We start from the raw sequence: 14,329 nt of genomic DNA, 5'->3' as shown, positions 1-14,329 counted from the left end.
TCAGGCGCCCGTACGCCGGGTCACGAGGCGGATCGTCGCGCGCTGACCCGTCGCCTCGGCCGCGGCCGACGTGGTGAGCGCGGTCAGCACCTTCCACGCGAAGGAGGACTCGGCCGGCAGCTTGGCGCCGCGCACGGTTGTCACGGTGACCTCGACGGTGAGCGCGTCTTCGGTGACAGCGAACCGGCAGTCGAGCTCGGCGCCGCGGGTGGCGATCGCGAGCAACATCGCGCAGGCCTCGTCGACGGCGATGCGCAGGTCTTCGATCTCGTCGAGCGCGAAGTGCAGCCGGGCGGCGAGACCGGCTGTCGCCGTGCGCAGAACGCCGAGGTAACCACCGTCGGCCGGCACGGTGAGCAACACGACGTCGTCGCCGATGGCCGGATCGGGGTGGGTGTCCGTCAGTTGCGTCACCGTTTTCTCCTCCCAACGAAGGCAGACTAGCCGGTACACCCCAGGGGCGTACCGGCCGTGTCAGTCACGTGTATCAGGCCTGCTTGGTCTCCCAGAAGATCTTGGAGATCTCCTCGATCTTGCCGAGCAACTGGTCGGCCACGGCCGGGTCCAGCGAGCCCTTGACACCTGCGGCGCCGGCGAGCTTGGTGGCCTCATTGAAGAGCTGGTGCAGGTTCGGGTACTTCTCGAAGTGCGGGGGCTTGAAGTAGTCGGTCCACAGCACCCACAGGTGGTGCTTGACCAACTCGGCCCGCTGCTCCTTGATGATGATGCAGCGCGTGCGGAATTCCGGGTCGGTGTTCGCCTGGTACTTCTCGGCGATGGCCTTCACCGACTCGGCCTCGATCCGGGCCTGGGCCGGGTCGTAGACGCCACAGGGCAGGTCGCAATGAGCGCTGACCACGGTCCGAGGCGTGAGGAAACGCGGAAGTCGCATCAGGACTCCTCCATACGGGTTTGCGATGATCCGTGGTTGACACTACCCCCCGGCGATGACCCCTAACGCGACGGAGGACTGATGCCGTGAGATGGCAACTACCGCTGCTCGCGGTGCTGGTGAAAGGTCCCTCCATGGTTCCCGTGCTGCGCGACGGGGATGCGTTGATCGTGCGCCGCGGCGTCCGCGTCCGCGCCGGCGACGTCGTGGTCGCGAGGTTTCGTACGCGGCCTGATCTGCTGGTCGTCAAGCGGGCGGTCCGTCCTGACGGCGGCGGCTGGTGGATCCAGGGCGACAACCCGCTGATCGAGGACGACAGCCGGGCGTACGGGGTGGCCGATGTCATCGGGCGGGTGTTGTTCCGTTACTACCCGCGGATCGGTCGTCTAGGTTAATGTCGGACAACCGCAGCGCACACTCGCGCCCGCGGTCGTTGCCTCACGGGTGATCCCCCCGCATCGCGTTCCGGCCCCGGCGCCGCACTAGCCGCCGTGGTCGACTCGCCGACCTTCGTCCCCGATGCCGGTTGGAGCCTCCGTGTCCTTCTTCAGTTTCGAGCTCGACCCCGCCCTCGCCGCCGATCCCGTCTTCGACCTGCACAAACGCGGCAAGATGGAGATCAGCGCGACCGTGCCGCTGGCCAGCCGCGACCACCTCTCGCTCGCCTACACGCCCGGCGTCGCCCGGGTCTGCGAGGCCATCGCGGCCGACGAGTCGCTCTACTCCGACTACACCTGGACGGCCAACACGGTCGCCGTGGTCACCGACGGCTCGGCGGTGCTCGGGCTGGGCAACATCGGTCCCAAGGCCGCGATGCCGGTCATGGAGGGCAAGGCGATCCTCTTCAAGCAGTTCGGCGGGGTCGACTCCATCCCGATCTGCCTCGACACGCAGGACGTCGAGGGCATCATCGCCGCGGTGAAGGCGATCGCGCCATCGTTCGGCGGCATCAACCTCGAGGACATCAGCGCGCCCCGCTGCTTCGAGATCGAACGCCGGCTCGACGCCGAACTCGACATCCCGGTCTTCCACGACGACCAGCACGGTACGGCGGTGGTCACGCTGGCCGCCCTGCGCAACGCGGCCAAGCTGCTCGGCCGCCGCCTGGGCGACCTGCGCGTGGTGATCAGCGGCGCGGGCGCGGCCGGGGTCGCGATCACCGGCATGCTCATCGCGGCCGGCGTTCAGGGCGCCAACGTCATCGTCTGCGACTCGCGGGGGATCATCCACGCCGAGCGGGGCGACCTCACCCCGACCAAGGTTTCGCTGGCCGCGGCAACCAACCTTTCCGGGCGTACGGGTGGGATCGCCGAAGCCCTGATCGGCGCGGACGTGCTGATCGGCGTCTCCGGCGGGCTGATCGAGGAGAGCGCGGTCGCGGGCATGGCCCCCGGCGGCATCATCTTCGCCATGGCCAACCCGACGCCCGAGGTGGCACCGGCGATCGCCCACAAGTACGCGGCGATCGTCGCCACCGGCCGCAGCGACTTCCCCAACCAGATCAACAACGTGCTCGCCTTCCCCGGCATCTTCCGGGGCGCGCTCGACGTGCGAGCCAGCACGATCACCGAGCGCATGAAGGTCGCCGCGGCCGAGGCGATCGCCGAGGTGGTCTCGGACGACCTGAGCGCCGACGCGATCGTGCCCTCGCCGCTCGACCCGCGGGTGGCGCCGGCGGTTGCGGCCGCGGTCGCCGCCGCAGCCGAGGCCGACGGCGTGGCCCGCCGCCCCGCCGCCGCTCCCGCCGCCCCCGCCGCTTTGCCGCGCTGATCCTTTTCGTGGCCACCGCGCTCACCGGCGCGGTGGCCACTATGGTCAGTGGCTATGCGCGCCGCCTACGCCATAGCCGCCGACCCGACGAACCCCCGCGCCGCTCTCCGCGTGGCTGACCTGCCCGAACCCACTCCGCCCGACGGCTGGACGACGGTCGAGGTGCGGGCCGGCTCGCTCAACCAGCACGATCTCTGGTCGCTGCGCGGCGTGGGCCTGCCCGCCGACCGGCTCCCGATGATCCTCGGCTGCGACGCGGCCGGCATCGATGAGAACGGCAACGAGGTCGTGGTCTACCCGGTTGTCGCCGACAGCGCCGACCCGCGAGGCTATTCGCTGCTCTCCGAGCGCTACCCGGGCACGCTGGCCGAGCGCGTCGCCGTGCCGCCGCAGAATCTGATCCCCAAGCCGGCCGGCCTTTCCTTCCTCGACGCCGCCTGCCTGCCCACCGCGTGGCTCACGGCCTTTCACATGCTGACCACGCGTGGCCGGGTCGACGAGGGCTCCGCGGTGCTCGTGCAGGGCGCCGGTGGCGGGGTGGCCACGGCGGCCGTCGCGCTCGCGGTCGCTCTGGGCAAGAGGGTGTACGCCACCAGCCGCGACCCGGGCAAGCGGGAGCGCATCGCCGAACTGGGCGCGACCGCCGTCGAACCCGGGGCGCGCCTGCCCGAGCGCGTCGACGTGGTGATCGAATCGGTCGGCGCCCCCACCTTCGACCACTCGATGAAATGCAGCGCGCCCGGCGCCCGCATCGTGGTGTGCGGAGCGACCGGCGGGCATCTGGCCACGGTCGACCTGCGCCGCCTGTTCGCCATGCGGCTCGACCTGCTCGGCAGCACGATGGGCACCGGCCCCGAGCTGGCCGCCCTGCTCAACCTGCTGGTCGAGAAGGACGTGCGCCCGGTGATCGACTCGACCTACGGCTTCAGCGCGATCGCCGACGCCTTCGGCCGCCTGGAGTCAGGCGAGATCTTCGGCAAGGTGGCGATCGACTTCCTGCACTGAGACCCGCCTGCTTTCACAGCCGGTCGGTGAAGCCGGCCAGGCCGCCCTTGGCCGCGTCGTCGGCGAGGCGGTCGCGGGCGGCGGCATCGCCGTAGAGGCTCCAGCGCCAGAAGTCGGTGCTGGTCGCGGCGATGACGTCGAGCGACCGCCCGGAGGCGACGTGCCCGCCGTCGGTGACGCTGAGAAACGCCTTGGGCCAGTCGACCGCGTCGAACGCCGCCCGCCCGTCGGCGTAGGGAACGACCTGGTCGCGGCGGCCGTGGACAAAGAGCAGCGGCGTCTCGGGCCCGGTGAACGGTTGCGGCAGGATCTGGCGGCCCGCGAGCACGACCCCGGCCCGTAGCCGCTCGTCCCGGCTGTTGCTGAGCAGCCCGAGAGTGGTCACCCCGCCGGCCGAGTGTCCCGCCGCCGCCACCCGCTGCTCGTCCACCTTCGCACCGAGCTCGCCGAGCACCTCGGTGATCACGTAGCTGGCGTCGGCGGGCTGGTTGAGCACGTCGAGCACGTTGAACTCGGCGGCCGAGGCGGAGGTGTGCGGATAGGCCGGCGCCGCGACGACGAACCCGGCCCGGGCCCACGAGGTGATCAGCTCGCGGTAGTCCGAGGGCTTGCCGCCGAGCCCATGACTAAAAAGGATCATCGGGAAGGGGCCGTCGCCCCGAGGCAGCCAGACCGTGGTGGGCAGCGGCCGGTCGGCCCCGCGCCGCAGCTTGAACGTGCGAGTCTGGACGGAGAAGGCCTGCTTGGGTGCGCTGGTCGCCCCGGCCCGCGGCGGCCCGGCAGTGGCGGAGCCCGTGGCCGGCGGGCCTGCGGCAGGCGGCCCCCCGGGCGATCCGCCGGAAGCGGCGCCCGGCCCGCCCGGGATCTCCGCGGCCGACGGCAGGGCGGTGGCGCGCGGTGCCGGACTCGGATCCGGACCCGACGAGCAAGCGACCAGCGTCGCCGGAACGACCGCGACGGCAAGGGCGAAGGCGACGCTACGGCGATGCACCCATCCCATTGTGCTTCGCCGATCACGCAGCCGTCTCACGCAGCCGTCTCACGCAGCCGTCTCACGCAGCCGTCTCACGCAGCCCGCCGTCGCGCGCCGACTACGTCCGCACCGCGAAGGCAAGAGCGAAGGTGACGCGGTTGCGAGGCCCACGTCGGATCGTGGTGCGCCGGTCACGAACCGCGATCACGATAGGGTGAAATCCTCTGACGATTGCCGTTTGTCCAGGTAAGAGCCGGGTGAGAGCCTGGCCGAGGAAACCGGCGGGTCGTTCCTGCGTGCATCGTTTCGCTATGGTCTTCCGCATGTCTGACAACAGCGTCGACCCGAGCGGCAACACCGAGGCGTTCCGGGCGTTCTCCCAGGACGCGCCTCAGGAGCCCGCCGCCGCGTCCAAGACCCCCCTGATCATCGGCGGCGTCGCCGTCGCCGTGGTCGTGCTCGCCCTCATCATCTGGCTGGTGGCCTGACCCATCGCGCGCCGGCGCGGTACCCGATCCCGCGCCGGTCCCGGGTCCCGCGGGGCGTCGCTCAGCGGGGGAGTGACAGCGCCTCCCGGCTCTGGTCGGCGATCTCCAGTTCCTCGTCGGTCGGAATGACGCAGACCGGTATGCGCGTTCCCGGCGGAGAGATGATCTCTTCGCGGCGCTCGTTGCGGGCGGGGTCGACGGCGATGCCCAGCGGTTCCAGTCCCGACAGCGAGGCGGCCCGCACGGCGGGCGAGTTCTCGCCGACCCCCGCGGTGAACGTGATCGCGTCGACCCGGCCCAGGACAGCCAGGTAGGCGCCCACATATTCCCGGATGCGGCGGCAGTAGACGTCGAAGGCCAGCGTTGCGTCGGCGTCCCCGGCGGCGCGGCGTTCGAGCACTGTGCGCAGGTCGTTCGCCCCGGTGAGGCCGAGCAGCCCGGCGTGGCGGGTCAGCGAATCTTCGATCTCGTCGAGCGGCAGGCCCGCGACCCGGTGCAGGTGGAAGATGACCGTCGGGTCGATGTCGCCGCTGCGGGTGCCCATCACCAGGCCGGGCAGGGGTGACATGCCCATCGAGGTGGCGACGCTGCGACCCCCTTGGACCGCGCACGCGCTCGCGCCGTTGCCCAGGTGCAGCGTGATCACGTTGGTGCCGGCCGGGTCGCGGCCCAGCACCTCGGCCGTGCGGCGCGAGACATAAGCGTGCGAGGTGCCGTGGAACCCGTACCGCCGGATCTGCCACTGCTCGGCCAACGACTTGTCGATCGCCCAGACGACGCCCTCGGGCGGGATCGTGGCGTGGAAGGCCGTGTCGAAGACCGCCACTTGGGGCACCTCGGGCAGCAGTTTGCGGGCGACCTCGATGCCGGTCAGCGCGGCCGGGTTGTGCAGCGGGGCGAGTGGCACGAGCGCCTCGACCCGGGCGACCACCTGATCGTCGATGACCGTGGGGGCGGTGAAGTCGGCGCCGCCGTGCACCACCCGATGACCCACCGCGGCCAGCCCGGCGAGGTCGATCTCGTCCATGATGCCCTGCAGCGCGGCTCGGTGATCGGGGACCTCGCCGCCGCTCTCGCCGATCCGCTCGATCAGGCCCTTGGCCAGCGTCTGGGCCCCGTCGAAGAGCCGGTATTTCACCGACGACGACCCGCTGTTGAGAACCAGCACCCTGCTCATCGCGCGGCCGCCTGGATCGCCGTGATCGCCACCGTGTTGACGATGTCTTTGACAGTCGCCCCGCGGGACAGGTCGTTGACCGGCCGCCGCAGACCCTGCATCACCGGGCCGACGGCGACCGCGCCGGCCGACCGCTGGACGGCCTTGTAGGTGTTGTTGCCCGTATTGAGGTCGGGGAAGATGAAGACCGTCGCCCGGCCGGCCACCGTGCTCTCGGGCAGCTTGGTCGCCGCGACGGCGGGGTCGATCGCCGCGTCATATTGGATCGGCCCCTCGACGGGCAGGTCGGGCTGGCGCTCGTGCACCAGTGCGGTGGCCGCGGCGACCTTTTCGACGTCGGCGCCCGCCCCGGAGCTGCCGGTCGAATAGGACAGCATGGCCACCCGCGTCTCGAGGCCGAAGGCGGCCGCCGTGCCCGCCGAGGAGAGTGCGATGTCGGCGAGCTGGGCCGCGTCGGGGTCGGGGTTGACCGCGCAGTCGCCGTAGACCAGCACCCGGTCGGCCAGCAGCATGAAGAACACGCTGGAGGCGACCGACACCCCCGGCACCGTCTTGATGATCTCGAAGGCGGGCCGGATCGTGGCCGCGGTGGTGTGGTTGGCGCCGGAGACCATGCCGTCGGCCAGGCCCTCGGCCACCATCATCGTGCCGAAGTAGTTGACGTCGCGGACCACGTCGTAGGCCAGGTCGAGGGTCACGCCGCGGTGTTTGCGCACCTCGGCGTAGCGCTCGGCGAACCGGTCGCGCCACTCGCTGGTCTCGGGGTCGACGAGCCGGGCCGCGCCGATCTCGACGCCCAGCTCGCGGGCCCGCCGGGTGATCTCGGCCGGGTCGCCGAGCAGTGTGAGGTCGGCGACGCCGCGGCGCAGCAGGGTCTCGGTGGCCCGCAGGATGCGCTCGTCGGTGCCCTCGGGCAGGACGAGATGGCGCCGGTCGGCGCGGGCCCGGTCGATCAGGTCGTTCTCGAACATCAGCGGCGTGACCCGGCTCGATCGGGCCAGGTCGAGCAGCCGGGCCAGCTCGGCGGTGTCGACATTCTCTTCGAAGGCGCCCAGCGCGGCCTCGACCTTGCGGGGCGTGCCCGCGCTGAGGCTCGCCTGGATGTGGGTGGCCGCGGCGATCGTGTGATAGCTGTCGGTGTCGGCGACCAGCATGGCCAGACCGGTGTTCAGCCGCTCGATGACCCGCACCACGCGCGGGTCGGGCCGGGTGCCCAGGGTCAGCACCAGGCCGGCCAGCGTCACGCTGCCGGCGGCGTGGGCCGCGCTCGCCGCGAGCAGCAGGTCGGCCCGGTCGCCCGGCGTGATCATGAGCGCGCCGTCGGTCAGGTGTTCCAGCACGGTGGGCACGTGGGCGGCGCCGACCACGTAGTCGAGCACGTCGCGGTCGAGGGCGCCCTCGCCGCCCGAGATGACCACGGCGTCGAGCGCGGCCGCCACCTCGGCCACGGTGGGCGCGGCGATCGAGGGGATCTCGGGGATCGCCCACATCGGCACGGGCAGGCCGGCGTCGGGCGGCGGCCCGAAGCCCTCGGCCACCCGGTTGGCGATGACGGCGACGACGGTGGCATCAAGATCGACCAGCGAGTGGTACGCACTGCGGGCCGCGGCGGCCAGCGAGTCGGGGCCACGCCCCTCGCCGCTGATCACCGGGATCACGACGCTGCTGAACTCGGTCGCCAGGCGGGCGTTGAAGCCCAGCTCGCGGGGGATCTTGTCGCGCTCGCCGGTGGCGTTGGCCGTGAAGTCGCTGCCGATCACCACGACCGACCCGGCGAGCCGCTCGACCTCGCGGTAGCGCTCGACGATGCGCGAGATCAGCTCTTCCCACTTGCCGTCGGCGACCAGCGCGCTGGCCTCGGCGGTGGTGAGGCCGTAGGACTCGGCGTAGGGCGCGACGACCGGGTAGCGCTTGGTCAGCAGGGTGAGCAGCGGATCGTCGCCGGGGCCGTCGACCAGCGGCCGGAACACCCCGATGCGCGCGACCTGACGGGACAGCAGCTCGACCAGGCCCAGGGCGACCGTGCCCTTGCCGACGCCGGGGCCGAGACCAGCTACATAAACGCTTCTTGCCACGACGTCCAAGCTACCGGCCGCCGAGTGCCGAAACCGGGCCGAAGGTCCCGACTGTGGATAACCTCAAGCCACGTCACAAAGAGTTCAGTCCTCGTCCTCGTCGTCGCCCCGGGCCAGCCAGGTCGCGAAGCGCTCGATCGGCGTCTCGAACTCGGGGTTCTGGTCGACGAAGCTGCGCAGCTGATCGCCCAGCCACTCCAGGGTCACGGTTTCCTCGCCGCGCCGGTCGACGAGCTCCTCGATGCCACGATCGGTGAAGTACATGCTCGGATAGTAAGAGGGGGCGCCCCGCCGAAGCGGAGCGCCCCCTCTCGAGCGATGAAACCTACGGACGCGGTAGCGCGGCCTCGATCAGCGCGTTCTGCTCGGCCTCGTGCATCTTGGCCGAACCCACCGCGGGCGCCGCGGCGGCCGGGCGGGAGATGCGCCGCAGCCGGACGCCCTCGAGGTGCTCGAGCAGGTTGAGCGCGACGAACGACCAGGCACCCTGGTTGGCCGGCTCCTCCTGCACCCAGACGAAGTCTTCGGCGTTCGGGAACTGGCCGAGGATCGCCTTGAGCTCGTTGACCGGCAGCGGGTAGATCTGCTCCATGCGCACGATCGCCGTGTCGGTGATGCCGCGCTCGGCCCGGGCCTGGAACAGGTCGTAGTAGACCTTGCCCGAGCAGAGCAGCACCCGCTTGACCGACTTGGCGTCGAGCGGCGTGCCGTTGACGCCGGCGTCGCCGATCACCGGCTGGAACGTGCCCTCGGTGAAGTCGGCGACCGACGACACCGCGAGCTTGTGACGCAGCAGCGACTTGGGCGAGAAGACGACCAGCGGCTTGCGCTTGCTCGACAGAGCCTGGCGGCGTAGCAGGTGGAAGTAGTTCGCCGGGGTCGTCGGGTTGGCGACCCGCATGTTGTCCTGGGCGCAGAGCTGCAGGAACCGCTCGGGACGGCCCGAGGAGTGGTCGGGGCCCTGGCCCTCCTGGCCGTGCGGGAGCAGCAGCACCAGCGACGACTGCTGGCCCCACTTCACCTCGCCCGACGAGATGAACTCGTCCACGATCGTCTGGGCGCCGTTGACGAAGTCGCCGAACTGCGCCTCCCACAGGACCAGCGCCTCGGGGTTCTCGACCGAGTAGCCGTACTCGAAGCCCATCGCCGCGTACTCGCTGAGCAGCGAGTCGTGCACGAAGAACCGCGCGTTGCCGGTCGTCAGCGTGGACAACGGCAGGAAGTCGTTGCCGGTCTTGGCGTCGACAATCGAGGCGTGCCGGGAGACGAACGTGCCACGGCGCGAGTCTTGCCCGGCGAGCCGGACCGTGACGCCCTGCGCGAGCAGCGAACCGAACGCGACCAGCTCGCCGAAGCCCCAGTCGATGTGGCCCTCGGCCGACATCTTGGCGCGCCGCTCGAGCAACTGCTGCACGCGCTTGTGCGGGGTGAAGCCCTCGGGCAGGTCGACGTGCGACTGGCCGACCGCGCGCACGGTGGCGGCGTCGACCGCGGTGTCAACCTCGGGCTCGGCCTCCTCGGCGATCACGCGCGGGCGCGGCGGGGTGCCGGCCGCGTCGCGGGTGGCCTTGAAGACCTGCTCGAGCTGCGACTGGTAGTCGCGCAGCTGTTCCTGAGCGCCCTCGACGGTGATGTCGCCGCGGCCGATCAGTTCCTCGGTGTAGAGCTTGCGCACCGACCGCTTGGTGTCGATGATCTCGTACATCCGGGGGTTGGTCATCGACGGGTCGTCGCCCTCGTTGTGGCCCCGGCGGCGGTAGCAGACCAGGTCGATGACGACGTCCTTGTTGAACGCCTGGCGGTACTCGAAGGCGAGCTTCGCGACCCGTACGACGGCCTCGGGGTCGTCGCCGTTCACGTGGAAGATCGGCGCCTGGATCATCCGGGCCACGTCGGACGAATACATCGACGAGCGGCTGTATTCCGGGGCGGTGGTGAAGCCGACCTGGTTGTTGACGACGACGTGGACGCTGCCGCCGGTGCGGTAACCGCGCAGCTGCGAGAGGTTGAGCGTCTCGGCGACCACACCCTGACCGGCGAACGCGGCGTCGCCGTGCACGAGCAGCGGCAGCACCGTGTAGCCGTGGAGGCCGAGGTCGAGCCGGTCCTGCTTGGCCCGGACGATGCCCTCCAGCACGGGGTCGACCGCCTCCAGGTGGGAGGGGTTGGCGACCACGCTGACCGTCGTCGAGTATTCACCGTCGGGCGTGGTGTATTTGCCGCTCTGGCCCAGGTGGTATTTCACGTCCCCGGAGCCGTGCGCCGACTTCGGGTCCATCTGACCCTCGAACTCGTTGAAGATCTTCTCGTACGGCTTGCCGACGATGTTGGCCAGCACGTTGAGCCGGCCGCGGTGGGCCATGCCGATGACCATCTCGTCGAGACCGGCCTCGGCCGACGACTCGAGAACGGCGTCGAGCAGCGGGATCAGCGACTCGCCACCCTCGAGCGAGAACCGCTTCTGCCCCACGAACTTGGTCTGCAGGAACGTCTCGAAGGCCTCGGCGGCGTTCAGCCGGTTGAGGATGTGCTTCTGCTCGTCCGAGTCGGGCTTCGTGTATTTGATCTCGATGCGGTCCTGGATCCAGCGCCGTTCCTCGGGGCCCTGGATGTGCATGTATTCGATGCCGACGCGACGGCAGTAGGTGTCACGCAGGACGCCCAGCACGTCACGCAGCTTCATGCGCTGCTTGCCGCTGAACCCACCGACCGGGAACGTACGGTCGAGGTCCCACAGCGTCAGGCCGTGCTGGAGCACGTCGAGGTCGGGGTGGCGGCGGATCTCGAACTCGAGCGGGTCGGTGTCGGCCATCAGGTGACCGCGCACCCGGTAGGCGTGGATCAGCTCGATGACCCGGGCGGCCTTGTCGATCTGGCCCTCGCTGGTGCGGGCGACGTCGCGCACCCAGCGGACCGGCTCGTACGGAATGCGTAGCGACGTGAAGATCTCGTCGTAGAAGCCGTGCTCGCCGAGCAGGAACTCGTGCATGGCCTTGAGGAACTCGCCGGACTGCGCACCCTGGATGACCCGGTGGTCGTAGGTGCTGGTCAGCGTGGTGACCTTGCTGACGCCGTGCTCGGAGAGGGTCTCGTCGCTCATGCCGGAGTAGGGCGCGGGGTATTCCATCGCGCCGACGCCGATGATCGCGCTCTGGCCGGCCATGAGGCGCGGGATCGAGTGGACCGTGCCGATGCCGCCGGGGTTGGTCAGCGAGATCGTCGTGCCCGAGTAGTCGTCCATCGTCAGCTCGTTGCGGCGGGCGCGACGGACGACGTCCTCGTAGGCCTGCCAGAACTTACGGAAGTCCATCTGCTCGCAGTTCTTGATGGACGGGACCACGAGAGCGCGGGTGCCGTCTTTCTTGGCGAGGTCGATGGCGATGCCGAGGTTGACGTGCTCCGGCTGGACCAGCGCGGGCTTGCCGTCGACCTCGGCGAACGAGTTGTTCATCTCGGGGTGCTGCATGACCGCGCGGATCATCGCCCAGCCGATGAGGTGGGTGAAGCTGACCTTCCCGCCCCGCCCGCGGGCGAGGTGGTTGTTGATCACGATGCGGTTGTCGACCATGAGCTTGGCCGGGACGGCGCGCACCGAGGTCGCGGTCGGCACCTCGAGCGAGGCGTCCATGTTCTGCACGATCTTGGCCGCGACGCCGCGCAGCGTGGTGACCTTGGCGCCCTCGGGTGCCTTCCCGTTCGGCGTGGCGGCGGGCTTGGCGGCCGGCGCGGGCTTGGCGGGAGCCGTCTTGGGCTGGGTGTCGGACTCGGCGGGAGCAGTCGGCTTGGCGGGAACAGTCGGCTTGACCGGCGCGACCGTAGCTGCCGCCGGGGCGTCGGTGCCGGCGCGGGCCGCCGAGGCGGTCGCGTTCGCGGCCTTGGCCTCGTCGGGCGTCACGATCGAACCCGTGGCCATCGCGGGCTTGTAATCGGCGAAGAAGTCGTGCCAGGCCGGGTCGACGCTGGTGGGGTCGGCCAGATAGCGCTGGTACATCTCATCGACGATCCACTCGTTCGGACCGAAATCCGCGAGTGGGTTCTCGTGCGAAGTCTGCTGGGTCGACACTTCCGTGTTCGCCTCTTTCACCAATGTTGTCGGCGTCACATGGACGGGAAGGATTCGGCATCCAGGTTACGCCGTGGGAAAGAACGAACGGGCGGGCGGTTGGGTGCCGGGTCAGCTGATGTCTCTGCGCTTGGTGATCCACGTGCCGAGCAAACCGGTGACCACCGCATAGCCGATCAGCACGATCGCGCCGACCCATTGCGGCGGCGAACCGGGCAGGTCGGTGCCCGAGATCATGAGCTGCGACGCGCTCGTCGGGACCAGCACCTGGAGGTTGTTGATCCACTCGGCGACGAAGTTGGTGAGCAGCGCGAAGATGATGCTGACGACGGCCGTGCCGGCGACATAGGTGATCGCTAGGATCAGGGTCGCCGCGATCTGGCTGCGGATCAGCACCCCGGCGCCGACGCCGAGGATCGCCCAGAGCACGAAGGCCAGTGCGTTCAACCCGATCGCCCGCCACACGGCCGGCTCGCCGAGCTGGGTCGGCAGGTCGAGGTTGCCCAGGATCAGCGGCACCACGATCAGGTTGACGACCGTGGTGAACAGCCAGATCACCGCGGCGATGATGACCGCCGCCCCGAACTTGGCCAGGATCACGGCCTCACGGTGCGGCGTCGTCAGGAACGTGGTGGTCGCCGTGAGGTGGAAGAACTCGCTGGTCACGATGATCGCCGAGAGCAGCAGCACGATCAGGATGCCGAAGTACTGCCCGCTCGTGTAGAGGCTGGTCGCGACGTTGATCGGCTGCAGCGCGGCCTGGATCTGCTGCGCCTGGAGGTCGGTGGTGTCGCCGGTGACCTCCGAGTTCGCGTACTGCGCCCAGTTGGCCAGCACGCTCGCGGCGTACAGGGGAAGCAGGATGATCCCCATGATCCACCAGAGCGAGGTGGTGCGGACCTTGAAGAGCTCGGCGTTGACCAGACTCATCGGATGCCCGCCTTTCCGGCCGTGAGCTGCAGGAAGACCTGTTCGAGATCGCCTTGTTCGGTGGCCAGCTCGTGCAACTCGACGCCGGCGGTGAAGGCGGCGTGCCCGATCGCGGCCGCCTCGGCCCCGTGCACGAGCAGAGAACCGTCGGGCGCCGGAGTCACCGTCGCGCCCAAGGTCGCCAGTGCGGCGGTGAGCTGCTCGGTCTGGGGGCTGCGGACCCGCACCTGGGCATGGCCGCTGCCGTCGCCGAGCACGTCGTGGACCGGGCCCTGCCGGATCAGCTTGCCGGCCGCCACGATCACCACGTCGTCGGCGAGCAGCTGCATCTCGCCCAGCAGATGGCTCGAGACCAGCACCGTACGGCCCTCGGCCGCGAGCGATTTGAGCAGGTCACGCATCCACCGGATGCCCTCGGGGTCCAAACCGTTGGCGGGTTCGTCGAGGATCAGCACCCGCGGGTCGCCGAGCAGCGCGGCGGCGATGCCGAGCCGCTGCTTCATGCCGAGCGAGTAGCCCTTGAACTTGCGGTTCGCGGCCGGGGTCAGGCCGACCGTCGCGAGCACCTCGTCGGCCCGGCTGTCGGGCAGGCCGGCCGCGCGGCAGATCATGCGCAGGTGATTGCGCCCGGTGCGGCCGCGGTTCGCGCTCGAGGCCTCGAGCACCGCGCCGACCTCGCGGACCGGGTCGGGCAGGTCGACGTACTTCCGGCTGCCGAAGGTCGCCGTGCCGGCGGTCGGTGTGACCAGGCCGAGCAGCATGCGCAGGGTGGTGGTCTTGCCGGCGCCGTTGGGGCCGAGGAAACCGGTCACCCGGCCGGACCGCACCCGGAAGGAGAGGTCGTCGACGGCTCGCAGGCGTTTGTACTGCTTTGTGAGATGTTCGACGACGATCTCGTCGGTACCGGGCCTGCTCATCGACGCTGGTCCCCTTCCCGCGGGTGAGTCAGGTCAACT

The 14,329-nt window shown here is 70.1% G+C and carries 13 protein-coding genes; 4 read left to right on the top strand and 9 right to left on the bottom strand.

The window, feature by feature from the left end; all coding sequences use genetic code 11:
- Complete coding sequence (locus tag EER30_RS02315) at window positions 1-414, bottom strand: trypco2 family protein (protein WP_127497765.1); 414 nt, start codon at window positions 412-414, stop codon at window positions 1-3.
- A gap of 73 nt (window positions 415-487) precedes the next feature.
- Complete coding sequence (sodN, locus tag EER30_RS02310) at window positions 488-892, bottom strand: superoxide dismutase, Ni (protein ID WP_127497763.1); 405 nt, start codon at window positions 890-892, stop codon at window positions 488-490.
- An 86-nt stretch (window positions 893-978) separates the two neighbouring features.
- On the opposite strand from sodN, the gene EER30_RS02305 reads away from it, so the two are divergent.
- The 3 genes from EER30_RS02305 to EER30_RS02295 all read left to right on the top strand — a co-directional run bounded on the left by EER30_RS02305 (window position 979) and on the right by EER30_RS02295 (window position 3,667).
- Complete coding sequence (locus EER30_RS02305) at window positions 979-1,287, top strand: S26 family signal peptidase (protein WP_255436346.1); 309 nt, start codon at window positions 979-981, stop codon at window positions 1,285-1,287.
- A gap of 124 nt (window positions 1,288-1,411) precedes the next feature.
- Window positions 1,412-2,662, top strand: a complete 1,251-nt coding sequence (locus tag EER30_RS02300) for an NAD(P)-dependent malic enzyme (protein ID WP_127497761.1) — start codon at window positions 1,412-1,414, stop codon at window positions 2,660-2,662.
- Window positions 2,663-2,716: 54 nt separating this feature from the next.
- Window positions 2,717-3,667 (top strand): zinc-binding dehydrogenase, encoded by a 951-nt coding sequence (locus EER30_RS02295; RefSeq protein ID WP_127497759.1) that lies wholly within the window; start codon window positions 2,717-2,719, stop codon window positions 3,665-3,667.
- A 13-nt stretch (window positions 3,668-3,680) separates the two neighbouring features.
- Here EER30_RS02295 and EER30_RS02290 read toward each other — a convergent pair whose 3' ends face one another.
- Window positions 3,681-4,667, bottom strand: coding sequence for an alpha/beta hydrolase family protein (locus EER30_RS02290; protein ID WP_432417496.1), 987 nt, complete (start codon window positions 4,665-4,667; stop codon window positions 3,681-3,683).
- A gap of 296 nt (window positions 4,668-4,963) precedes the next feature.
- On the opposite strand from EER30_RS02290, the gene EER30_RS46870 reads away from it, so the two are divergent.
- On the top strand, window positions 4,964-5,128 hold the full coding sequence (locus EER30_RS46870) for a hypothetical protein (protein WP_164842204.1): 165 nt from the start codon (window positions 4,964-4,966) through the stop codon (window positions 5,126-5,128).
- 61 nt (window positions 5,129-5,189) lie between these two features.
- Here the strand turns inward: EER30_RS46870 and EER30_RS02285 are convergent, their stop codons facing one another.
- From EER30_RS02285 to EER30_RS02260, 6 genes are all read right to left on the bottom strand, one after another.
- On the bottom strand, window positions 5,190-6,305 hold the full coding sequence (locus EER30_RS02285) for an acetate/propionate family kinase (RefSeq protein ID WP_127497756.1): 1,116 nt from the start codon (window positions 6,303-6,305) through the stop codon (window positions 5,190-5,192).
- Window positions 6,302-8,389, bottom strand: a complete 2,088-nt coding sequence (gene pta, locus EER30_RS02280; protein WP_205650086.1) for a phosphate acetyltransferase — start codon at window positions 8,387-8,389, stop codon at window positions 6,302-6,304. Before pta ends, EER30_RS02285 begins: the two co-directional genes overlap by 4 nt.
- Before the next feature lie 75 nt (window positions 8,390-8,464).
- On the bottom strand, window positions 8,465-8,644 hold the full coding sequence (locus EER30_RS02275; RefSeq protein ID WP_127497752.1) for a DUF6104 family protein: 180 nt from the start codon (window positions 8,642-8,644) through the stop codon (window positions 8,465-8,467).
- 61 nt (window positions 8,645-8,705) lie between these two features.
- Complete coding sequence (locus EER30_RS02270; protein WP_127497750.1) at window positions 8,706-12,443, bottom strand: multifunctional oxoglutarate decarboxylase/oxoglutarate dehydrogenase thiamine pyrophosphate-binding subunit/dihydrolipoyllysine-residue succinyltransferase subunit; 3,738 nt, start codon at window positions 12,441-12,443, stop codon at window positions 8,706-8,708.
- A gap of 111 nt (window positions 12,444-12,554) precedes the next feature.
- The gene (locus EER30_RS02265) at window positions 12,555-13,373 is read right to left on the bottom strand and encodes a prolipoprotein diacylglyceryl transferase family protein (RefSeq protein ID WP_127497748.1); all 819 of its coding nucleotides are present in this window, start codon (window positions 13,371-13,373) and stop codon (window positions 12,555-12,557) included.
- Window positions 13,370-14,290: an ABC transporter ATP-binding protein gene (locus EER30_RS02260; protein WP_127497746.1), complete on the bottom strand. Its 921-nt coding sequence runs from the start codon at window positions 14,288-14,290 to the stop codon at window positions 13,370-13,372. The genes EER30_RS02265 and EER30_RS02260 overlap by 4 nt, the downstream gene beginning before the upstream one ends.
- Window positions 14,291-14,329: the final 39 nt, after the last annotated feature.

This window comes from Actinoplanes solisilvae, assembly GCF_003999975.1.
GTDB lineage: Bacteria > Actinomycetota > Actinomycetes > Mycobacteriales > Micromonosporaceae > Actinoplanes > Actinoplanes solisilvae.
The sequence above is the reverse complement of the archived record's forward strand: the minus strand, read 5'-3'. Positions and strand labels throughout refer to the sequence as shown.